Source organism: Bacteroidota bacterium (assembly GCA_016718825.1).
Taxonomy (GTDB): Bacteria; Bacteroidota; Bacteroidia; order J057; family JADKCL01; genus JADKCL01.
The window spans coordinates 58841-79792 of sequence record JADKCL010000024.1 but is presented as its reverse complement, the minus strand read 5'-3'; the positions used below and the strand labels follow the sequence as shown (position 1 = coordinate 79792).

At 50.4% G+C, this 20952-nt stretch carries 20 protein-coding genes; 11 read left to right on the top strand and 9 right to left on the bottom strand.

Going from position 1 to position 20952, the window contains the following annotated elements; genetic code table 11:
- Positions 1 to 28 precede the first annotated feature (28 nt).
- The 6 genes from IPN95_21660 (at position 29) to IPN95_21635 (ending at position 2946) form a co-directional block, all read left to right on the top strand.
- Positions 29 to 469: a T9SS type A sorting domain-containing protein gene (locus IPN95_21660; GenBank protein ID MBK9451974.1), complete on the top strand. Its 441-nt coding sequence runs from the start codon at positions 29 to 31 to the stop codon at positions 467 to 469.
- 37 nt (positions 470 to 506) lie between these two features.
- The gene (locus IPN95_21655; protein MBK9451973.1) at positions 507 to 848 is read left to right on the top strand and encodes a hypothetical protein; all 342 of its coding nucleotides are present in this window, start codon (positions 507 to 509) and stop codon (positions 846 to 848) included.
- Positions 849 to 1175: 327 nt separating this feature from the next.
- Positions 1176 to 1388: a hypothetical protein gene (locus IPN95_21650; GenBank protein ID MBK9451972.1), complete on the top strand. Its 213-nt coding sequence runs from the start codon at positions 1176 to 1178 to the stop codon at positions 1386 to 1388.
- 141 nt (positions 1389 to 1529) lie between these two features.
- The gene (locus tag IPN95_21645) at positions 1530 to 2234 is read left to right on the top strand and encodes a hypothetical protein (GenBank protein ID MBK9451971.1); all 705 of its coding nucleotides are present in this window, start codon (positions 1530 to 1532) and stop codon (positions 2232 to 2234) included.
- A gap of 236 nt (positions 2235 to 2470) precedes the next feature.
- Positions 2471 to 2653: a hypothetical protein gene (locus IPN95_21640; GenBank protein ID MBK9451970.1), complete on the top strand. Its 183-nt coding sequence runs from the start codon at positions 2471 to 2473 to the stop codon at positions 2651 to 2653.
- 14 nt (positions 2654 to 2667) lie between these two features.
- Positions 2668 to 2946 carry a hypothetical protein gene (locus tag IPN95_21635; GenBank protein ID MBK9451969.1) on the top strand — a complete coding sequence of 93 codons (279 nt, stop codon included), beginning with the start codon at positions 2668 to 2670 and terminating at the stop codon, positions 2944 to 2946.
- Between the two features lie 106 nt (positions 2947 to 3052).
- On the opposite strand, the gene IPN95_21630 is transcribed toward IPN95_21635, so the two are convergent.
- The 6 genes from IPN95_21630 to IPN95_21605 form a co-directional block, all read right to left on the bottom strand.
- A complete protein-coding gene (locus IPN95_21630; protein ID MBK9451968.1) occupies positions 3053 to 3403 on the bottom strand; it encodes a type II toxin-antitoxin system RelE/ParE family toxin in 351 nt (116 codons plus the stop codon).
- A complete protein-coding gene (locus IPN95_21625; GenBank protein MBK9451967.1) occupies positions 3400 to 3648 on the bottom strand; it encodes a hypothetical protein in 249 nt (82 codons plus the stop codon). Before IPN95_21625 ends, IPN95_21630 begins: the two co-directional genes overlap by 4 nt.
- A gap of 93 nt (positions 3649 to 3741) precedes the next feature.
- The gene (locus tag IPN95_21620) at positions 3742 to 5208 is read right to left on the bottom strand and encodes a hypothetical protein (GenBank protein ID MBK9451966.1); all 1467 of its coding nucleotides are present in this window, start codon (positions 5206 to 5208) and stop codon (positions 3742 to 3744) included.
- Between the two features lie 3 nt (positions 5209 to 5211).
- The gene (locus IPN95_21615; protein ID MBK9451965.1) at positions 5212 to 5580 is read right to left on the bottom strand and encodes a BlaI/MecI/CopY family transcriptional regulator; all 369 of its coding nucleotides are present in this window, start codon (positions 5578 to 5580) and stop codon (positions 5212 to 5214) included.
- 408 nt (positions 5581 to 5988) lie between these two features.
- On the bottom strand, positions 5989 to 6741 hold the full coding sequence (locus tag IPN95_21610; protein MBK9451964.1) for a class I SAM-dependent methyltransferase: 753 nt from the start codon (positions 6739 to 6741) through the stop codon (positions 5989 to 5991).
- 96 nt (positions 6742 to 6837) lie between these two features.
- Positions 6838 to 8940: a DUF3857 domain-containing protein gene (locus IPN95_21605; protein ID MBK9451963.1), complete on the bottom strand. Its 2103-nt coding sequence runs from the start codon at positions 8938 to 8940 to the stop codon at positions 6838 to 6840.
- Between the two features lie 660 nt (positions 8941 to 9600).
- Between IPN95_21605 and IPN95_21600 the strand changes: the two genes are divergently transcribed.
- From IPN95_21600 to IPN95_21590, 3 genes are all read left to right on the top strand, one after another.
- Complete coding sequence (locus IPN95_21600) at positions 9601 to 10254, top strand: penicillin acylase family protein (protein MBK9451962.1); 654 nt, start codon at positions 9601 to 9603, stop codon at positions 10252 to 10254.
- A gap of 70 nt (positions 10255 to 10324) precedes the next feature.
- Positions 10325 to 10819 (top strand): hypothetical protein, encoded by a 495-nt coding sequence (locus tag IPN95_21595; GenBank protein ID MBK9451961.1) that lies wholly within the window; start codon positions 10325 to 10327, stop codon positions 10817 to 10819.
- A gap of 510 nt (positions 10820 to 11329) precedes the next feature.
- Positions 11330 to 12187, top strand: a complete 858-nt coding sequence (locus tag IPN95_21590) for an RNA polymerase sigma factor RpoD/SigA (GenBank protein MBK9451960.1) — start codon at positions 11330 to 11332, stop codon at positions 12185 to 12187.
- An 80-nt stretch (positions 12188 to 12267) separates the two neighbouring features.
- On the opposite strand, the gene IPN95_21585 is transcribed toward IPN95_21590, so the two are convergent.
- A complete protein-coding gene (locus IPN95_21585) occupies positions 12268 to 12804 on the bottom strand; it encodes a hypothetical protein (GenBank protein ID MBK9451959.1) in 537 nt (178 codons plus the stop codon).
- A gap of 169 nt (positions 12805 to 12973) precedes the next feature.
- Here IPN95_21585 and IPN95_21580 point away from each other — a divergent pair, with 169 nt between their 5' ends.
- Both IPN95_21580 and IPN95_21575 read left to right on the top strand, forming a co-directional pair.
- The gene (locus tag IPN95_21580) at positions 12974 to 14749 is read left to right on the top strand and encodes a DUF4139 domain-containing protein (protein ID MBK9451958.1); all 1776 of its coding nucleotides are present in this window, start codon (positions 12974 to 12976) and stop codon (positions 14747 to 14749) included.
- Between the two features lie 6 nt (positions 14750 to 14755).
- Positions 14756 to 16732 carry a glycosyltransferase family 39 protein gene (locus IPN95_21575; GenBank protein MBK9451957.1) on the top strand — a complete coding sequence of 659 codons (1977 nt, stop codon included), beginning with the start codon at positions 14756 to 14758 and terminating at the stop codon, positions 16730 to 16732.
- Between the two features lie 87 nt (positions 16733 to 16819).
- Here the strand turns inward: IPN95_21575 and IPN95_21570 are convergent, their stop codons facing one another.
- Together IPN95_21570 and IPN95_21565 are read right to left on the bottom strand one after the other, a co-directional pair.
- Positions 16820 to 17290: a hypothetical protein gene (locus IPN95_21570; protein ID MBK9451956.1), complete on the bottom strand. Its 471-nt coding sequence runs from the start codon at positions 17288 to 17290 to the stop codon at positions 16820 to 16822.
- A 155-nt stretch (positions 17291 to 17445) separates the two neighbouring features.
- Positions 17446 to 20889 (bottom strand): T9SS type A sorting domain-containing protein, encoded by a 3444-nt coding sequence (locus tag IPN95_21565; protein MBK9451955.1) that lies wholly within the window; start codon positions 20887 to 20889, stop codon positions 17446 to 17448.
- Between the last annotated feature and the right edge of the window lie 63 nt (positions 20890 to 20952).

Sequence of the window (20952 nt, the reverse complement as noted above, 5' to 3'; positions counted from 1 at the left end):
TGATACCAAATGTCTCCAACATAGCTGTTTGGGATGGATCAAGTTGGGGACATCTAACCCTCCAAGCACTTTCGGATCTTCAGGGCTTGGTGGATGTGTTGGAGCGCTATGTATCTATAATGGGTATCTATACGCTGGTGGAACGTTTGGTTATGATGTTGTAAATGCTTCAATTCCTTTGAAAGGTGTTGCTAGACTTAATGCTTCAGTGGGACTTAATGATTCCGCAAACGAGAGAAATGTTTCAATCGGACCGAATCCTGCGCATGACATGATTTCCCTCAATTTGAATGGAATATCAGAGATCACAAATTTTACCATGACCAATTCTATGGGGCAAGTCATACATAGTCAGAAAAGAATGTTCGATCAACATCAGATTGAATTGTCTTCTTATCCATCGGGCATATACTTCATGACGTTTGAAGCCAAAAACGAACGATTGACTCGGAAATTGGTCCTTGAATGAGGCAATTCGCATGTTGATACGGAATTTTCATTCCTGCTTGTTGCGTAAAATTGGTATCAAAATAGAGTCATTAGATTTATACTTTGTTGGGTTGGTTAGTTTGATAGAGCAAGAAATGAACAAAGAGTCCATGGTAAAAGTACTGGAGATGCTCCAAGAACATCGCGATGAATCATTAGGCCTACAATGTTTCAGCAATTGTTCGATAATGGAAATAATTGGGGCATTAAACGAATGTACCAATGACATTGTTGATCCTGAGATAAGAAATAATTTAGTACTTGAGATCTATCAAATGGATGGCCCAGAGGGGTGCTTTCCCATGGCCAAAGGTGTTCTTCTAGCTTCGTTTGGGATTGGATTCAAATTGAAGCGATGAAGTCTCCTGATAGGAAAGCTAACTACAAAGGACGATTGCCAAATGATATTTTTGGAAGTTGAAGTCTAATGTCGATTATCACCAAGTCTATAACCATTCAGGAATTGCTTTCAATGAATTGTCCATCTGCAATTCCAAGCCTGTGAGGTCGCCTACCAAATAGAATTCCTTGTTGCGCTGAGTTTGCCTTCGGCGCGATCTTCAGCAAAAGTTCACACCAGCCCTTGAGGAGCTTTGCCGAAGTGAAGATTGGTCGAATCCGGAAACCTATTCCTTATGTTTCAGCACCACTAGCAGATAACCTCAAGGTTGCACATATTTGTAAATATGGAAAATCCCGTTCAAAATTTCCCGGAGATCAAGCGTGAGGCATTGCATCTCCTGATCGAATTGCAGGATGAGGCTCTGCTGTCTGAGGTACATCGAATCTTCAGTACCCAGGCCGACTGGTGGGATGACTTGACCCCAGAGGAGCAGGCAGGCTCGACGAGGCCGACAGACAACTTGACGCGGGCGAGTCCTATACCAACGAGGAAGTGACGGCCAGAGTCAAGGAATGGATCAAAAGATAATCTGGTCCAAAAGGGCCGACGCCAGCCTTGAGCGGCTGTTGCGCTACCTAGCCATCGACCGCAACTGATACCCACGTATGCGCACCAACTTAAATCAATTTCTCAAAATATGAAAAGACCCTCCAAGGACGAACTGGAACAATTCAACGCCTACTACGCAAAAGACACCGCATTCGCGGCACATGCCCGTCTGCTGCAAAGCAAGTGGCGTCAGGACAAGGGATTTCCAATAGCCGAAGGCAAACTTGGCAACTACTTGGATCTTGAAGTTTCAAAGACGGAGAAGTCGAACTTTTTGACCAACAACATCAAGCAACTCGTCACCGAAGAAATTGCAAACGCCAAGCAAATGAAAGCGCTCATCGGAGAACCGAGAATTTGGAACAATCTGCTGTCCTCGCAGCCACTTTGTTTCAACTTGTTTGGGGAGTTGAGTCCTGCCTCGGATTTGACGACAAGGTATTTTCAGGCGCTTTTTCCCGGACGCATCGATAAGGTGACCGCTGTAAAGTTTGAGTATTCGCCAGGTCGAAGGAATCTCAAGTACCTTGGTGACAATTCTGCGTTTGATGTTTTTGTTGAATATACCAAGGGCGGAAAAAGGGGCTTCATTGGCATCGAAGTGAAGTATTCCGAGAGTCTGAAGGAAGAAACGAAAGCCGTTGCAGACAAAAATTTCAAGTCGCGCTATGAGGAGGTTTCGGAGAAAAGCGGTCGTTTCAAACCCAACAGCGTGGAGGCATTGCGTCAACCGCCGATCGCCCAGATATGGCGCGACCATCTGCTTTCCATTTCCCTTCAGGCAGGACTATGACGAAGGATTCTTTGTATTCCTTTTTCCTTCCGAAAACGAGCATTGTCAGCAGGGCGTAAATGAATACCGAAAATTTCTGGCATCCGACCACGAAGTAGAGAACGGCTTCTATCCAAGGCATTTGGAGGAGTTTGTCGATACGATGGTGAGCGTTTCAGGAGCAGAGTGGGCAAAGGAACTCAAAATGAGGTACCTTGGCTTGACGTGATCCGGTATCGATAGAAAGACCAAAATCCATGCCCTACCACAAAGAAATCCGCGGAAACGAGCTCTATCTCTGGATGAACGGCAACCTCATTTACAAACGATGGCTAAACACGGGCGTTTCCAAGGTATTTGACGTGATGGCCTACGACAAATACACACTCTGCAGCATCACTGATCTCGATTTGGAGACTTCACCGGACCTAATCTGGTAAAAACAAAGTTTACGATGAAGTCCTCAGCGGAAGGTGGGCGTCAGACGGGTTTCGCGAATGGTTTTCGTCCCAATCATGTATTTGAATATCAAAATGGAAGGCCTTCAGGAACATTCATCGGAGACATTCGCTTTGAAGGTCGGGAATTGATTTTTCCGGGTGAGGAAACCATTGTGACCGTACGATTTTTGATGTCTATGCCGATTGAAAAATACCTTTTTATTGGGCGAAGATGGTGGATTCACGAAGGGGAGCGATGCATCGCGGAGGCCGAGATGCTCGATTTTCCTTGAGCGAATGAATTCAATTGGAACGACATTTTGCCGAATTGCGCTCCATCTAATCCACCCTTTTCCACAACTTCAAGGGATCTTGCCTGCAATCGAATAAGGTGGCGTCTTATAAAAAGGCGGTTTCGCCCCCCCCCCCCTTTCCCCCCCCCCCCCCCCGCCCCGCCCCCGCCCCGGGCTTCCCCCCCCCCTCCCCCTCCCCCCCCCCTTTTTCCCTTCTGCTGCCTTCAATCCAATAAATGATTTTCTGATTGCCCAAGATCAAGGATCGGTATTCTTCCTTTTTTCCTTCCAACTCGGGCTCGACTAAGCCAAGCAGTGGAAGTGATTCCAAGAGCATGCTTTGACGAACGATATGGTTCGTAACGCTTTTGGCAACCACATTCTGAGCATCGTCTTTGTAATAGTCAAAAAGTTTGCGCAAATCCTTCTTCGCGCGGTCTGTCCATTCGACCTTCATTTCCAAGATTCCATTTCCTTGAGCAAATCTTCTGCACCGATGGTCCTTCCTGCCTTTGCATCCAACATTGCCTCGTCCAACCGCGCGAGCAATTCGGATTGACTGAGAACAGCCTGCGGACGCTGCATCCCCAAGGAAGCTACAAGTTTCTCAAACACCGCGATCATCGCCTCCTCGTCCACACTCAGCAGGAGCTCAGCAAGGCGAACGCGACGATCTTGCAGGTCAAGTGATACCTCTTTCATATTTTAAAGATAATGAATTTTCATACTCAATGCAGTGGGAACCTATTTCAGAAGTACCTGCGCTCACGCTCACGCTCACTCTCACACTGTCCCTCAACACCCAGGCATTCCAAACTCAATCGGCATAATCACCCACCACTCGGTCGGGACGCCATTTTCTTTGCCGGGTTTGAACAGCAGGTCGTGTACGTGGGCTTCGACGGCGTCGCGCAGGCGTTGGTCGCCGGGCTGCGTGTATTGATGGCGGATGACGTGGCCGGTTTCGTCCACGAGCAGTTTCACGACGATTTTGCCTTTGATCAGTTCTGCCTTGTCGTCTTTGGGATTGCCCATCTGTTGCCTCACTTTGGAGCGGTTGAGCAAATAGGGATGATTGTCAACGTTTTGAAGCTCTTCGACGGTAAGGGTGGTGTCAAGATTCAAGACTTGTGGTTGGCGACCGAGGCAAACGATTCCCTTTTTCGTGTTCGAGGCGCCGGGCAATTGGGCTTCCAACAACATGTTTTCGACACTGAAAATCTCGGGCATCGGTGCGTTGGCTTCGGTGTTCGCGGTCCTCATCGAATCGTTGCCGGCTGTCGGCTGACTTTCAAGGGATGTCGGCTGACTTTCTACCGGGTGAGCGAGGCTTGTGCAAGCAGCCATCAAAGCGGCAAGTGGCAATACGAGCAAGTACTGCAGAATGGGCTTCCGAGGGGATTTTTCAGTGAGAATCATGATACGTGCTTTGAGATGTGAGTGAAAATAATTGGCGAATACAAGATGGGTTGCGCCGAACTGACGCATCAGCAAGAGCCGTTTGATGCCGTCGGGTCCTGCAACTTCCAAGGCCGCTTGATCGGCCAGAAATTCGTGGGTCTTGCGCAAGTCCTTGCGCAGCAAATAAATCGCCGGATTGAACCAGCAAAAGACCTTGATCAATTCGATGGCCATCAAATCCAGCGAATGCAATTGTCGGCTATGACATTGTTCGTGGGCAAGCGCGACCGCTTGGCTTTGCGCGTCCAGCGAACCGTTGTTTTTCCAGAAAATGTACCGGAAATAGGATGCAGGGCCAATTTCAGCCTCCGTTTCAACCAGCGTAAATCCGGCGTGACGCGTCTTTTGGCCCTTCCAAATCAGACGGATGACCTTGAGATTCCGCCAAATAAAGGCCAACAATGCAATGAAAACGCCGAGTCCATAAACCGCAATGGCAATGTCCAAGGCCGACCAAGTTGCGTTCACTACAGGCGCTATTGTGCCCGAAGTGGTTGGGATGGAGCTTGTTTCGTGGATCGGCGTTGCAATGTTGGGAATTTCGACGACGGTAGGGCTAACCTCCACCGCCGGACCCACGACGATTTCGGGAATGCTGCGAATGAATGCAGTTTCCGGAAGGGAAGCTGGCAAAATCTCCCAACGAATGGCCGGCAGGAGCAAGGCGACCGCAATTCCACCCAAAAGGTAGATGCGGTTCCAACCAAACCTGCGTTGCTTTGCCAGAAAAAGGCGGAAGTACAGCGCTTGGAACAAAAGCAGGAGATTGACGCTGAGGAAATAAACGGCGAATTTTTCCATGGCTTATTTCTCTTGGAGGGTTGCGGTATGCTCACGCATCAATTCGTCGAGGGTTTGGAGGTCGAGGTCGTCTTCCTCCATGTAGAAATGCAGCATTTTCTTGAAAGATCCGCCAAAGTAGCTGTTCAGGTATTGCCCGAAATAAGCCTTGGTATAGTCCTTGCGCGTGACAATGGGGAAGTATTCGAAGGATTTTCCGTAGGCCTTGTGGCCGATGAAACCCTTGGTTTCCATGATCTTGAGCAAGGTGGCGACGGTGCTCTGGGCGGGCTTTGGATCCGGCATGGCCTCAATGATGTCCTTGAGAAAGGCCTTTTCCAAGTCCCAAATCTTTTGCATCAATTCCTCTTCGGCGCGTGTGAGCTTCTGCATTTTTGTAATCCTTTCTGCAAAGATTATTCTAATGAATTAGAAATGCAACTAAGGAATTAGAATTTGTTCTAAATATTTAGAAGATGGGGGTGGATGTGATGGCTAATTGGTTGTGAATCAATTGGACGGCTCCTTCGGAGCGTGTGCGTTAGGATGTTTCACCCGAGGCTTCCACCTCGGGCTACAATCGTCGGCTCCTTCGGAGCGAAAACGGGTGAGATTTTCATACCACGGGCTTCGCGCTGCTGGGGACTCGTTACCAATCGTCGGCTCCTTCGGAGCGAAAACGGAGGATGCTTATACACGAAGCTCCCGCTACGTGGAATGCGGGACCAATAAACGGCCCGTTCCAGGCGATCGAATGCATCCTATACAGTTGTGTTTATCGTCAACTTCCAAGATTGCTGCTCAATCCAACCCCAATTCATAAATCCGGCGCACGCTCAAATCCAGGTACGGCGGAGAAGCCTTGGCTTCGTAGAGCAGCATATTGGCAGCGGCACCCATTTCGGCGACGAGTTCGGATTCGTAACGCAGAATGCCATCGTAGACACGGTTTTGATAGGCCTTCCAATCGGGTGTGTCTTCGCGGTGGATGAATTTCAGGCCGGTCATCTCAAAATAGGGGATGGCCTCGATCGACAGCAGGTCCCAATAGGTGAAAAGGAACTTTGCGCCGGGTTTCATCACGCGTTTGACCTCAAACAGGGCTTGCACTTTATTCGGAGCGGCCCATAGCGAATCAAAACTGATGACAGCGTCCATGGATTGATCCGGCAGCGGAATCTTGTAAAATTCGCCGACCATAAAGTTTGCAGAATATTGCAAATCAAAGGATTCCTTGAACTGATTGGCATGGTCCACAGCTTCGGAAATGATGTCAATGCCAGTCAATTTCAGCTTCAATTCCTTGGCCAGCCACAAGCCCGGCCCACCTTTTCCGCAGCCGATATCCAGGATTTCACTTCCCTCGGTCAGTTGCAGCCGCTCGGCAAAGACCCTGAGATCATGCCGGGTCACATAGCCGTAATGATCCAATCCTGCGGGATATTCAGCCCCAAAGGCTTCCGACCAAACCTTTTCCATCCACCGGCTGCGCGTCGGAAATCGATAATAGTCGCGGTAATACACCTGATTTTGATCTTCGTGCTGTTCTGCCATTGTGCTGCTGCATTGAATCCGGTTGCATGATACGAAGAATGCGGTTTGGAATGGCCGTTGATCCAGTGGCAATTCGAAGAAGCAAGCCCAAAGCTGTCATTTCCTCCGTTGCGCCCGTGTGACCAGAATCACAAGCAACACCGCAATGGCCCCGATGGCGCCGAGAAAAATCAGCGGTTGGAGTTGCTCATACATCTGCGAGGAGAAAATATTTCTTCCGCTTTTGCCACGCCCATAGGTGTCTTCGTCCACGCGGTAGACCATCGTCTTGCGGGCCTTCTGCAAATCCTCGACAAATTTCTGAAAATCATCTGGCTCCACCACTGGGGCATGGTTTTCGAAGGAAAAGTGCAATTCAAGCCCTTCCATATCGCTCGTGGGATCCGAACTCACGGAAAAGCTGAAAATGTCGGACTTCACCTCGGCTCTTTCAGAGTTTACCCGCACCTCCGTCGGAAATTTTGCGGTAATATGCGATTCGACATGCAGCGGATACTCCAGCGCCCAGGGTTGCTTGCGGTCGGGATGCTGCACCTCCTTGATATAGTCGTAAAAAACCGAAGGCACCAATTCGAAGTATTGCATGCCCTTGCCGCCATTGTCCATGGTCCACGGATTGAGCAGTTTGTAGTTTTCTGTGCAAATCAAGCGGTTGTCTTCGCGGAGGTCTTCGATTTCCAATTCGCCGATGCGCTCGATTTTTCCATACAAGCTTGCATAATAATTGAGATAGGCCTTTTCGAATTCCTGCACGCTCGATCCGAGGAGGCTGCTGCGCATGATATCGGCTTCCTGTCCCAAATAAACCGTTATGACCTTGATCGTGACCGGTTCGCCGACCAAGCCGATTTCCCATTCCTCGGAAATTTCAATATGAGCCCCGTCCGGACTTTCGGGCACGGTTTGCAATGCTTCCTTGCCTTCTGCAATCACGAGACCCTTTTCCCAATTTCCCCGCGAATTGGCATGCAGATTCCCGCCTTGATTCCGAATCGTAGGGTCGAGCCAATGGGTTTTGTCGGCCAATTGCAGCTTGACAACGCAATGGTCAAAACTCAGCGGATTGGGCAGTCTTTCCACGATATGACCCTTTTCATCCGTGTTTACGAGCACCGGCCACGCCCGCAAGCCCATGGCCCGCAGGAGCCCGACGAGCAAGATCGACTTGTCTTTGCAGTCCCCAAACCGCTGCTCCAAGGTCTGCCGCGAAGGATGCGGTTGATAGCCATTGATCCCGCTTTCCATGCCCAAATAGCGAATCTGATCCTGCACAAAACGCAAGGCGGCCAAGGCCTTTTGCACGGAATCCGCATTTGCACCGGAAATGCTGTCAGCAAGCTTGATGACTTCAGGGCCAGCCCATTCGACCTTGGTAAAAAACGCATCGACATGGTCCCGCACCTCATCCCAAGAGCCAAAGTCGGAAATTTCGATGGCTTGATAGGGATGGTAATCGGAGGGAACATTGGTTTCGTATTGCGCGGCCGGCACATTGTAGGCATGCCAATCGTAGGCCTTCAGGCCTTGAAAACTGCTTTCTTTGGGGGTTGGGGCACCGTTTTTGTACTTGAATTTCCCATCGAATGCAGCCGGAAGAATCTCTCGGCAAAACCGTTGATCCATCGGAAAGCCGGCATTCAGGAAAACGGTGGAAACGGAATGGTCCTCCAAAATCGGGTTTTCGCCATGGATCGTGTAGGCAAAGTCGATGATGTCGCCGACGCGCAGGTCCTCGATGAAAATGATCGCAGACAGTTCGCCGTCGTAGAGGTGCCTGTCAGAACGCCGCTCCATTTGCAAGACCGTCATTTCGTCCAAATCCAGCTTGTCGATGAATTTTCCGCCGCGGTAAATGCGCAAATAATGCCAATCGAGGGTTTGATAGGCCGGGTCGTGGTCGACACGCACCTCGGAGTAGGTTTCAAGTCCCATTTCGTTGAGCACGCGCTCGGTGCGGTGGCGAAAATAGGCCGCTTGCGGACGGTGGTGCTGCGAATCGTAAAGCAGGCTGTGAATCCCTTCCGAGACCTCCTCCTTGGGCACTTCCGTGTTCCACCTTGCGGTGATGGGCTGCACCCAAGTCGGAACGGAAGCCTGCCGGATGGTTTTGTTCTTCTGGGCGAATGCAGGTGCGCCAACAAGCAAAACAAGCTGCAGCGCAATGGAAACAAGGAAATAGGGGCGGAGGCGCAAATTCATTTGAGATGGAAATAGTTGGAGTACGAAGCTAGGAAAATTCGCTTTGTGATTCATTTGCAGGGCAATTAAATTTTGCCTTTTTTGGGAGAAATCTCTTGGTGATCCATTTGGGATTCCTGCCCACTCAAATTATGGGACAGGCGATTTCGCCTGCAACGATCACCATCCCCCGACAGTTTTGGTACCATTCTGAAGGGGGAGGACTTTTTGACTTGCGGCGGCCTTTGGAGGATCCAGGAACAACGATTTTGCTGCCTCGCATCCCAAAGAGATCCTGTACAAAAAGGCATTTCCGATCACGCCAACGGACATTCTGAAAGGATATATTCTATCCTCGCCTTTGAGGCAGGCTGGGATGGCGCTCAAAGCGTGCCGCGACCGATCTACTATGCCAATGACGGGGGTTCCCATGCATTTGCGGGCCGGAACAAGGAGGATGGAAAGGCCCTCGCCGCAATTCCACCAACCCAACGGGACTTTTCCCGCCCGCGAGGCCCAGGACAGGGGGGGAGGGCGGGACATGATCGGCGGCGGGGGAGCCGTTTACCGGCGAATCGCCACTTGGGGGGCGCACAACAACACCACAACACATGCCAAACATCCAAAAAAACAACAGAGGGAGAAGCGGTTTGAGGAAAGAAGACTCCGTTTGGGATCAAATTGGCTGGATTGCGTTTGCCGTGTCGCGCAAGGCCGTTGGACGGATTTGGGCCTGTATTGAAGGCCAAGCAAGGCACGTTTGCCTTCCGTTTTCCGGGATGTTTGGACATTCGGTCTCCCGAGCAGTGGTTTCGCATGAACAAAGCGCAAAACAAGTCCGAATTTGACGCTGCGATTCAGCTGAATGCGCTTCCATTGTTCAATATCGTTTACGGAGATGATGCCGGGAACATCCTGCTGCATTCAGGCGGTAGAATTCCTTTGCGGGATACGACCTTGAATTGGCGTCAGCCATTGTCAGGTATCGATTCGACCCAGATTTGGACGAATGTAATGCCGTTTGACCGATTGCCGCATGTGGAGAATCCGACTTGTGGTTTTGTCTACAATGCCAACAATACCCCGTTGCATGCATCCGGAGACTCTTGCAATTGGGAGGGCAGTTTTCCGGGATTGCAGCGGTTTGAATACAACCGTGGCGAAGTTTTAGGCGCGAAATTGAAGGCCCATTCCGGTCCATTTTCCGCACAAGACCTGCTCGACATTAAGTTTGATGCATCTTACGCTGATTCCGGTACTTATATGCAGCATTTCAAAGCGATGTATTTATTGGAAGAAACGCGTACCCAAATTGCAGATGCCATTCGAGCTTAAAAGATGGAATCTGAAGGGCGAAGTGCAAAATGAGGACGCAGCTGGCCAGATTGTCCAGATTCCTGCATAATTGATTGCCTTTGCCTTGCTCATGATTCGGGAGGCGGCGATCACTGAAGCGGATGCCGTTTGGGCGATCAAAAAGGCAAGAAAATACTTGCTGCGCCACCATGGAACGCTCGATGTCCCGTTGGGAAACGTTCAACGCTTGATTCGTGGCGAACACAGCTATCCTGTCGATGGCCTGCGCGAAGTGCTGCGCGCGGCAGATTCCAAGCAAGCAAAACACCACAAAGGCCAATATGCAGTTTCAGGAGGCGATTGCTTTATTCAGATCACGGAATTTGGCCCCGATGGACCCGAAATCAAGACCATCAACGCATTCGGAGCCCAAACCACCAAAGCGCATTGCAGACCAAATGGAGCTCTTTACGCAGCATGGATGGAAGAAAATGTCCTTCGACAAGGCAATGATCCTCCAAAATGCCGAACGGGTTTATCATCCATCACCAAATCTTGCAAAGGATTCACGTTGAAAACGTCAGCCAAAGCCTTTCATCCCTAAATAATTGCACTTCGCCCTCAGAACCATTCCGATTCGCGCTTCATTTCCGGCTGCTGAGGTCAAGAATGCTTGCAAGGTCTTGATTTAAGCCTGTTTGGCGCTTAGTTTTGCATCGTCAAGGTGAATGAACTGTCCTGCGAATAGATCCAAAGCCGTTATACGAATTGTTAAAATGCCTTAAGTCATGGCCAAATGTGAATAAAATCACACAACCTGACCCCTTACAAACTCAACGAACTTGGTTCAATGCCGTATCACAGTGCGAAACTCGGTTGAAAGAGCACGAAAATGAAGAAAAACTCAACGACTCCACTTGCTTTGCGCCTGAAACCCGGAACGAAATGTTCCGCATAGGATCGCAAATTTGACACTGAAAGGTTTCAGCGTCAACAAAATGTATTTACCAATTAAACATTTTCAGCAAAGGTGCGTTCCTTATAGCAAGCGCCTACGCTAACCAAAGGTGACAGATTTCCTGAATTAACTTATCAGAAGGGAAGAGAAAAGAAGATGAAGCAGCTAAAAATCACACAGCGTATCACAGACCGCGAATCTCGGTCTCTGAACTCCTACATGAACGAGGTGCGCACTTATTCCGGCATCACAGCCGACGAAGAAGTGGACCTCGCCCACCGCATCGCCCAAGGCGATTCGGCAGCGCTCGACAAACTTGTAAAGGCAAACCTCCGTTTCGTGATTTCCGTCGCTAAACAATATCAAGGATATGGCCTTACACTACAAGACTTGATCAATGAGGGCAACGTTGGCTTGATCAAGGCCGCGAGCCGCTTTGACCCGTCACGTGGCTTCAAGTTTATCTCGTATGCCGTTTGGTGGATCCGTCAGTCGATCATCCACGCCATTTCTACACAGGCAAGGATGGTGCGACTTCCGCAAAACAAGATGGCTGAGCTCCGCAAGATCCAAGAGGCTGGCATCAAGCTCACACAGGACTTTGGCCGCGAGCCGACGACCGACGAGTTGGCACAGTCGATGGGTGTTTCTGCCGCTTCGATTGAGAAAGTGGCCCACCTGAACTCCAAGCACGTGTCTTTGGACGCGCCAATGGTCGACGGTGAAGAAGGCACACTCAAGGAAGTTTTGCAAGACGAGGCTCCTCTGGCAGACGAAGAAGTGATCCGCAACTCGATGTTGGCGGCGCTGGACGACTGCCTCCAAGGGCTGCGCCCACGTGAACGCGAAGTTTTGATGCTGTCTTACGGCATCGGAACCGACATGCCGATGAAATTGGACGACATCGCAGACCGGTTTGAGCTCACACGTGAGCGCATCCGTCAGATCCGCGACCGTGCGATCCGCAAGCTGCGCAACTCCAACGTTCGCCATCAAATGGCAGCGTTTATGTAAGCGCAGAAGATAATGCAACAAAAAACCCGGCCATTGGCCGGGTTTTTTGTTTGCCCGAAGGGCGATTTTGTTGTGAATCCTTAGATCGCCTCGAAAGTCAATCGCATGGTTTCTTCGCGGGATTCAGTAGATCCACCGCTGACATTGGTTTCCATCATGTGACGGGAAAGGATCAATTCCTTGCTGGTCAGACGCTGTACATCCCAAACGCCGCTTGCCATCGACTGATCGTTCATCAGGACCTGGGACTTGTTTTTGTCGGTACCCAACCATTCCCAGTAGTTGACGTCGGTGGTGACATCACCATTTTCAGTCTCAATCGAGGTCAAAACACCACCTTTGGCAATGCTGACTTGAAGTGCATAGCTGTCGGTGCTTGTGCCAAATGGGGTATCCCTGGTCAGGATGGTTCCATTGTAGCTCACGAAGGTGATAAAAGTGCCAAGTCCATTGATGTCGATGGTGGAGTCCACCACAGCGGTGAGTTTCCAGTCGCCCATCAGACGGCCATCACGGCTTGCGAACGTAAGTCCTGGATCGTCGGCACCGACTTTACAGCCAAAGGATACCGCCATCAACAGGGCAAGGGTCAAAACGAGTGAAAAATTCTTTTTCATAACATTAACTATTTCGGTAATAAAACAAAACGCTGTAAAGATCGGGGAAACGCAGGAGACATTCAATCAAAAATATCAAACATCTCTGAATACACCTGAAGCGTTGGGCTTTGTTGAGTAAAGTCGGTGAATCCTTGTACTTTTGTATCCCACCCGAACGGTAAAATATATGAAAAGGCTCTTAAAAACGCTGGTATTGTCACAACTTGTGATGCTGACAGTCACCTGTTTTGGTCAGCCCAACCAAACGGAGGTGCTTGCACCGATTGGCGAGGTCAAGTTGCATCTCGACGGTGCCGAAGTGATCAGTCGCACTTCATTGGTGCTGCAACCCGGTCGCAATCATTTCCTTCTGCCTGATCTTTCCTCCAAAATCTATCCGCAGACGATTCAAGTCGCTTGCTCCGATGAGACGGTTAAAATCGTATCCGTTACCTGCAAGACCAATTTTTTGCGCAAAAGCAAAGAGGATCAGCGGATTCTGTCCATCCGGGATTCGCTCGAATTGGTCAAGACCAAGATTGATGCCCTGAACGATGAAAAAGGGGCATTCGAAGAAGAACGGGAAATGCTGCGTCAAAATCGTGCCTTCAAAGGTGATGACAAAACATTGACTGTCATGGAGCTCAAAAATACTGCCGACTTTTTCCGCAGCCGAATGGAGGAAATCAACAAAGGCATTTCCCGGTTGACCAACAGCCTTACCGACCACCATCGCAAGTTGTTTGACCTGAAGTTGCAACTCACCGAACTTAATGCAGGGCTGCAACCCACGGGGGAAATCCACTTGGTTTTGGAATCAAAGGGCACGGTCAAGACCGGCCTTGAACTGCGCTATGTCGTCCGTGATGCAGGTTGGGCCGCCATTTACGACTTGGAATCCGGCGATTTCAATCAGCCGATTACCCTCAAGTACAAGGCCTTGGCTTTCAACAATACAGGAATCGATTGGAACAATGTGAAGTTGAGCCTGTCCACGGCAGATCCGCTGCAGACTGCTACGCAGCCCCAATTGTCGGTTTGGAACTTAAGCGATTATTCCTCGGATCAGATTTCAGCCATCAGCAACCTCTCCGTAAACAACCAGGAAGCCTACTTCAAAAACAGCATTCAAACGCGCAGCATCAACGATTGGAATCAACTCAATATGGACGAGCAAGGCCGCGCCAACGAATTTAAACGCATTCTGGGCGACGATTGGAACGCCAAGGTCGATTATGAAACCGATCTCTACCGCCGTTACCAAGCTGAAAGAGTCAACGCGCCCGTCGCCAACCGCACCATCCTGGATGTCCCTGAATTCAACGTCGAATTCCCGATCGCCGATCCTTATACCATCCCTTCGGACAAAAAGCCCTATTCGATCGACATCCGCACCGATAGCCTCGACGTCACCTACAAGTACTATGCGGTTCCCAAATTGGACAAGGATGCCTTTTTGCTCGCCCAAATCGTGGGTTGGGAGGAGTTGAACCTGGTCGGCGGCCCGGTGAACATTTATCAAGGCAACAAGTACATTGGCCAAAGCAAACTCGACATCCGTAACTTGGGCGATACCCTGAGCGTGAGCTTCGGCCGGGACAAAGATGTGGTTGTGACGCGGGTAAAGGTCAAAGGCAAAACCAACAGTCAATTGCTGGGCGGCACCAAAAAGTCGAGTGTGGCCTACAATATCTCCGTTGCCAACCACCATGCAACGCCGATTTACATCCAAATTCAGGACCAAGTGCCCATTTCGAGTGACAAGGAAGTTTTTGTGACCGTGGATGAAATGGGCGGAGGTATACTCGAGGAAAAAATCGGGGTTTTGACTTGGGAAATGAGCCTGCAACCTGCTGAAACCAAAACTGCCGAATTTGGATTCACCATCAAATACCCCAAGTACAAAGCGGTGAAAATCGAGTATCAGAAGTCACGGCAGATGGAACAAATCAACTATTTCTAAGGAAGAATGACTGCCATTGAAGCAAATGCAGGAGCAAGGCAATCTTCAGGTTTGCTCGGGGCCGATCAGTCATTTTGGACTTGGATTTCACGGCATGTCCGTTGGATCGCATTGGCAATTTTTCTGCTGAATGTCGCCCTCAAGGCCCCCTTTCTCGGTGGAACAAGCCTGTTTCTCGATGAAGCCGTGGCGATCTACGATACACAGGGTTCGGTTCCCGAGACGATCAACTTTTCTGCGAATGACCCGACGCCGCCCTTGTACTACCTCACCCTCGGGCTTTGGTGCAAGATCTTCGGCATCTCCGAATTCAGTGCCCGTTTTCCATCGATGCTTTTCAGTTCGGCGACAGCGGCATTGCTGTTTTTGGTGGGTTTCCGGCACTTTAATGTCCGTGCCGGTTTGTACGCGGCGCTGCTGTTTACCGTGAGCGGCGTTGCGATGGTCTTCGCGCATGAGGCGCGCGCCTACGCCTTGGCGAGCATGCTGATGGTCATTTCCTATTCGCTGTTTCTGGACGTGTACCGCGCCGACCGCCCCCAATGGAAGACCTTTTTGGGGCTTGTGTTGGTCAATACGCTGCTGCTGTACACGCATTACCTGACTTCGATGGGGCTTGCAGCGCAAGCGGTATTGAGTCTTTGGTTGTTGAAAGGTAAAATCGCCCAATTTCTGCGCTATGCGGCAAGTCAGGTGCTTGTTTTGGCCTTGTGGCTGCCTTGGGCGGCCTATAACCGCAGTTTATTGTCTGATTCCAAGGTCACTAGTTGGCTCAAAGCGCCCGATCCGGGTGTGCTGGATTATGTCCTGATCAATTTTGCCGGATCCAAATTCTTGAAATGGATGGCCTTGGCTGTGATCGTCGTGGGAGCCGTTGCGGCGATTTATGTCTTCACAAGGTCAAAAAGACCTGAAAAAGGCGGATTTGGCATTGCCGTGGCCGCCGGATGGTTTTTCCTATCCTTGACACTGCAATACACCATTGCCAGAATGGTCATGCCCGTTTTTGACCTTCGTTACGTCATGTATGCACTCCCCGGAGGATTTTTGCTTTTGGGGGCCTTGATTTCATTTCTCCCGCTGCCCAGAATCTTTCAATATGCCCTTGTGGGTACGCAATTGGGAGCAGCGATTGCCTTGCTCAACCTGAATCCGCAGAAGTTGGAGAATTGGCGGGATGCCGTGGCTTTGGTCAAGGACATGGAAAACGACAAAACCGCTATGATGGTGATGGCCCATTACCACTATGTCACCTTCAGCTATTATTACAACCGCGAATACTTCAAGGAACACAACCAAACCACCGCCCTCTTTAACAACGACAACATCCACTTTGGGCAAGACACGGCATTGCTACCCGTGATTGACGACAGTTTGGTTTCCAATATCATTCTGGTCCTTTCACATGACGAGTTGGTGGATCCGAAGGGTTTGGTTTTCAATCATTTGAAAGGTAGGTATTGCATCGGTCGAAGGGGGGCATTTCCTGGCATCAAGGTGTATCAGTTCCAGAATCCGCCTTGCAAACCGACACCGGGAGGGCATTTCGTAGAGGATTTTGAAGTCGTGAAAACTGCAAGCGAGGCAGATCGCTACAAGGCTTTGCCGGATTCGGCGCATCCCACAAATAAGGGAACCTTTGTCGGCCCTGGTCATGAGTTCAGTGCGTCTTTGGCTTGGAAAGCTGCTGATATTCACCAAGGCCGATTCTCAGCTGCCGAAGTAAAAGTACGTGGCAAGCTGTTGGATGAAGGCAAGAAAGTCGTTGCGGTTTTTGTCATGGAGCATGCTGGAGAAACCTACAATTGGATTGGCTTCGAATTGCAGCAAAGCCATGGTGCCGGAGTCTGGTTTGAAGACAGTTTCCAAGTGATCATTCCCGAAATCAAAGGGCCTGATGATCAGGTGAAAGTCTATTTCTGGTCACCCGACGGCGGTGGCGGAGAGTTTGACAACCTTGAGGTCGACTTCTGGGAAGGATGATCCCTGTCGTTGGCGTATGATTGCAAAGAAACAGTTCGAAGAAGAATCCCCCGAACTGTTTCCTTGAACGCAAACCTGAGTTTCAAATCATCCGAGTTTACCTTGCAGGAAAGCTGCTGCGGGTTCGGTGCATTTGAAATTCTCCAAGATGTAGCCCAATGTGCGGCGCTCGATGTTGGTGACTTTTCCGTCTGATTCGACCATTCTCCAGATCAGTTCAGCATCGTCCATCGAAACGCGACCGTCGCCACGGCCTTCGACGGCCAACTTGGCTGCATCGATCAATACGCCGTCATAATGAACATTTTCGACGACGTGAAACAGCTGTTCGGCCATCCATGTCTGTGCCTTTTCGGTCACTTTGTGATTTTCGAAGATGTAATGCAGGGTGCGGCGCTCGGTGCGGGTAATGCGGCCACCGTCCATGGCGCTTTCCAACAAAGCCTTCGCATCTTCAAAGGAGATGCGGCCGTCGCCGGCTCCGGCTGTCAGGGCTTCTGCGGTATCCAACAACTCCTTTTCGTAGCGGATGCCATCAATTGTCTTGTAGTTGCTCATAACTTATTCAAATTTTGGACGAAGCTAGGCGCAGTATTGCAGAATGCCAATGACTTTCATCCACATTCGGTGAATAGCGCGGCTTTTAGCGAAGGGGGCGCTCACACCACACGTTGTGAGCGCCCCCTTCGCTAAAATTTCGCACTCACACTGAATCAGCGCCCCTTCAGCACCGTCAACTTCCCGCGCTCCATCAACGTCGAACCACTGATCATATAATAGTAGTTTCCAGCCGCCAAACCCAGTTTGCCCAGATCAAGACGCCCATTCTGCTGCATCCATTCCTGAGCGAGCACTTTCCCCTGTAAGTCATAAATCCGCACTTGGAACGTCTCTGTGCGGTTGCTACGCAAAACCACCGATTCCCCGGCAAGCACAGGATTCGGCGCCAATTGTGCGTAATCTGCAGATAAGGGCGCATGGACGCCGACCAATCCGGCGACGTTGATGTTGTCGATATACATCGTCTGACCAAAGTGGCCAATGCTCCTGAATACGACGACAACCTCGCCAAATCCTTGGTAGGCGCTCAAATCGACGGTATCCGTGCGCCATTGTGTCGAATTCGGGACAAATTCGCCAGAAGTAAGGTTGGGCGCGGTTGCAAGTGTCTGTCCACCTTTACGGTACAATTGGTTGAGCGTCACGCCGCAATCGCTCGAAACCAGCACTTCCAAGGTGTCGGTGTATTGCCCGCCGTATTCTGCATAGGCAACATCAAACACGACTTGCGCATTTTGGATGCTGCTCAGGTTCACGTAGGCGCGCATGTCGGCATAAGTGCCGCCACCATCTACATTGTAATTGTCACATTTAGAGCTGGTTGGCGAATTCCCATATCCACCCGTGCCCGATGCTTGGGCCCAAGTCAGGTTGCCGCTTGCACTTGTCGTATATCCTGCCGGCGGAAAATTGCTCTCAAAATCCGTAGAAATGCTCGTCGCAGTCACGCCCGTGAGCGTCACCGTCATGGTGTCAGTATCGCTTTGTCCGTTGCCATCGGTGACAACAAGTGTGACAAGATGCGCACCTATCCCATTAAAAGTGACGGCGGGATTGCGTTGGGACGACGTTGCCGGCGTTCCGCCTTGAAAGGTCCATGCCCAGGTCGCATTCGTATGATTCAGCATCGAATAGTCTTCAAAAAAGAAGGTGTCGGCACTGCAAATCGCCGTCAAGGCATTGGCCATAGGCGTGCAAATCGGACGCGTGGGTTGGGTATGGAATTCGCTTTCCCAAATGCCTTTGCCGTAGGAAGCGATTCTGATTTTGCCGTCACGGTAGAAGGGGCGGGCGATGTTCGTGGAAATGTAGAGCGGCAAATCGAGGTTGAAAGGCAGCCAGTTGCCTGTATTGTCGTCGCGGTAATAAACGGTTTTGTTGGTGCAGAAGTAGATGCCATTGGCTGTGCCGCCGGTGAGCACAATGCTGTGGACGGATTCTCCGTCCAACGCCGAGGTTGTCAGGTTTGTCCAGCTGGTGCCACTGTTGGTGGTAAAATAGATCTTCAGGCCGTTTCCGCCATCCGGGAATGCTGCGAATAGCTTGTTTTCGTCTTCGGGGTCCAAAGCGAGCAGGATTTTGCGGCGGTTGGTGCCCGATGGTGTTCCGATTTGGGCCCAAGTCAATCCGCCATCGGTTGTTTTCCAGATTTTGCCTTGGCTGCCGGATGCGGGTTGCTGCGAAAGGTACATCACCTCCGGATTGCTACGGGAGATTTCGATGTACTTTACCTGCGAATTCGGATCCGTCCCAAACGAATCCACCAATGTAAATGCGCCGCCGCCATCCACGGTCTTCCAGAGTTTATGGTCGCGGCCCAAATAAGCGATATTGTAGCAATTCGGATGAAATTCCAATTCGCTGGATTCCGCAGAGAAATAGGTTTCATTGGGCGAAAGGCCAAAGGGTACACCTGTAATCGTGCCCGTGATCGACAGCGGAATCAACCTTCCGCCAATGTCGCTGAAGTAGGTCTTGCGGTTGATGCCGGGATTGACGTAGCCGGTCGCAGCCTCGCCACCGCCTAAAGCCAAAAAATCACCGTTTGGATAGTTTTCATGATGAGCATTGTTGCCATTGTGGTACATGCCACCGACAACGACATCCTCATTCCAACCTTGCCCAAATCCCCAATACTCTGCTCCGTGAACGCCTTTCATCTGCACCGTTGGCTGCGTAGCAAAAAAGTCTGATCCATGGTAAATGCCGCCATCGGTCGTGATCCAATAGTCATTTCCAAATGCGCGAAAGTCCTGATTGTCAACGTGCATGTCAAGCGGTCCGCCGACGTAGCCAGAAACCGAACTGAAGGTAAAACCGCCGTCGTCGGAGCGATAGAGGTTCAGGCCGCCTACCAAAATCGAGTCTGCATTTGTTGTCGATGCCATCAACGCACAATTGTAGAAACCTTGATGGTATTGCCAAGTATCCGTGCCGCGGGCAAGGTTTTTATGGGTAGGGGTGTAGGGGCCACCTACCGGTCCATTGGGCAAGGTCCAAGTCAATCCGGCGTCGTCGCTGCGGTACAAACCGATGAATCCGACATCATTGGGCTTGGAATCGCCGATCAAATAGGCATACACACGATCGGGTGCTGCGGGAGTAACGGCAAGCCGTGCACCATAATCAATACGCGCCGGGTCGCTGCTGCTGTACCAGCCATTGCTCTGTAATTGCCAGGTTGCCCCGGTATCGTTGCTCGTGAAAAACTCTTGTTGGATCAGCGCAGGGTTGTTTTTGATCATGTAGGCCTTCGCGAGATTGGTCGGATGCCATTTCATGTCATAGGTCTTCTGTGGATACAATTGCGTGAAGCTTGTCCCTGCATCCGTGCTGCGGTACAGTCCTTGTTGGGTACAGGCAAAAACAAGGTTCCGGTTCAGCGGATGGATGCGAATTTCATTCACTTCCACATTGCCCATCCCCGACACTTGAAACCATGTGGCGCCGCCGTTGTAGCTCACAAACAGCTTGTTATATGTGCCTGCGAACACTTTGTCCGGATCAAAAGGGTCGATTTCCAAGGAAAGCACCCCACTTGTAATTTGCGACGTTTGGCTCGTAGGAAACCAATTGTTGCCGCCGTCGGTGCTTTTGTAAACTTCGCCGGGCTCTGTTCCACAATACATTACCAGTGGATTCGAGGCCGACTTTGCGATGGAATAGGTATTGGTTTGCTCTGCGAATGCGGTTCCATTGTTGTTTTTGACCTCGAGTGGACCCACGACCGACCATCCGCCGCCTGCGACTTTGCTGCCAAGGGAGGACCGTTTTTCAAGGTAGGCCGCCTGCATTTGTTCGGTTTCATTGGCAGAATAAACTTTCAAAAAGCCGTTTTCATCGATTTGATCCAGAATGCTGCGGCGCCAGCGTTTGTAATTTTGGGTATCAAAATTCTTGACAAAAGGATGCTGACGGTAATAATCTCGGTAGAGCCGATCGACCTCCCAAACGTTGGGTGTTGGGGCATACATAGCTTGAACCCAGGCAGGTGCGTTGTCAAGGTAAGCCTCAGACGGCCGCTGAATGGATTGCCCATGCAAACAGTAGCCAGCCATGGTCAACAAACCGAGGAATAAAAGTCGATGAAGTCTCATTTTTGCCGGAATTTAGATGGATGCAAATAACTGAAAACGCCGCGTTGAAACAACGTGTAAAGA

Excerpts from the sequence above, each read along its gene's own strand:
- IPN95_21630 (MBK9451968.1), bottom strand. The coding sequence starts at position 3,403 with ATGAAGGTCGAATGGACAGACCGCGCGAAGAAGGATTTGCGCAAACTT.
- IPN95_21565 (MBK9451955.1), bottom strand. The coding sequence starts at position 20,889 with ATGAGACTTCATCGACTTTTATTCCTCGGTTTGTTGACCATGGCTGGC.
- IPN95_21635 (MBK9451969.1), top strand. The coding sequence starts at position 2,668 with ATGAAGTCCTCAGCGGAAGGTGGGCGTCAGACGGGTTTCGCGAATGGT.
- IPN95_21590 (MBK9451960.1), top strand. The coding sequence starts at position 11,330 with ATGAAGCAGCTAAAAATCACACAGCGTATCACAGACCGCGAATCTCGG.
- IPN95_21575 (MBK9451957.1), top strand. The coding sequence starts at position 14,756 with ATGACTGCCATTGAAGCAAATGCAGGAGCAAGGCAATCTTCAGGTTTG.
- IPN95_21640 (MBK9451970.1), top strand. The coding sequence starts at position 2,471 with ATGCCCTACCACAAAGAAATCCGCGGAAACGAGCTCTATCTCTGGATG.
- IPN95_21585 (MBK9451959.1), bottom strand. The coding sequence starts at position 12,804 with ATGAAAAAGAATTTTTCACTCGTTTTGACCCTTGCCCTGTTGATGGCG.
- IPN95_21645 (MBK9451971.1), top strand. The coding sequence starts at position 1,530 with ATGAAAAGACCCTCCAAGGACGAACTGGAACAATTCAACGCCTACTAC.
- IPN95_21625 (MBK9451967.1), bottom strand. The coding sequence starts at position 3,648 with ATGAAAGAGGTATCACTTGACCTGCAAGATCGTCGCGTTCGCCTTGCT.
- IPN95_21615 (MBK9451965.1), bottom strand. The coding sequence starts at position 5,580 with ATGCAGAAGCTCACACGCGCCGAAGAGGAATTGATGCAAAAGATTTGG.
- IPN95_21650 (MBK9451972.1), top strand. The coding sequence starts at position 1,176 with ATGGAAAATCCCGTTCAAAATTTCCCGGAGATCAAGCGTGAGGCATTG.
- IPN95_21610 (MBK9451964.1), bottom strand. The coding sequence starts at position 6,741 with ATGGCAGAACAGCACGAAGATCAAAATCAGGTGTATTACCGCGACTAT.
- IPN95_21605 (MBK9451963.1), bottom strand. The coding sequence starts at position 8,940 with ATGAATTTGCGCCTCCGCCCCTATTTCCTTGTTTCCATTGCGCTGCAG.
- IPN95_21580 (MBK9451958.1), top strand. The coding sequence starts at position 12,974 with ATGAAAAGGCTCTTAAAAACGCTGGTATTGTCACAACTTGTGATGCTG.
- IPN95_21570 (MBK9451956.1), bottom strand. The coding sequence starts at position 17,290 with ATGAGCAACTACAAGACAATTGATGGCATCCGCTACGAAAAGGAGTTG.
- IPN95_21620 (MBK9451966.1), bottom strand. The coding sequence starts at position 5,208 with ATGGAAAAATTCGCCGTTTATTTCCTCAGCGTCAATCTCCTGCTTTTG.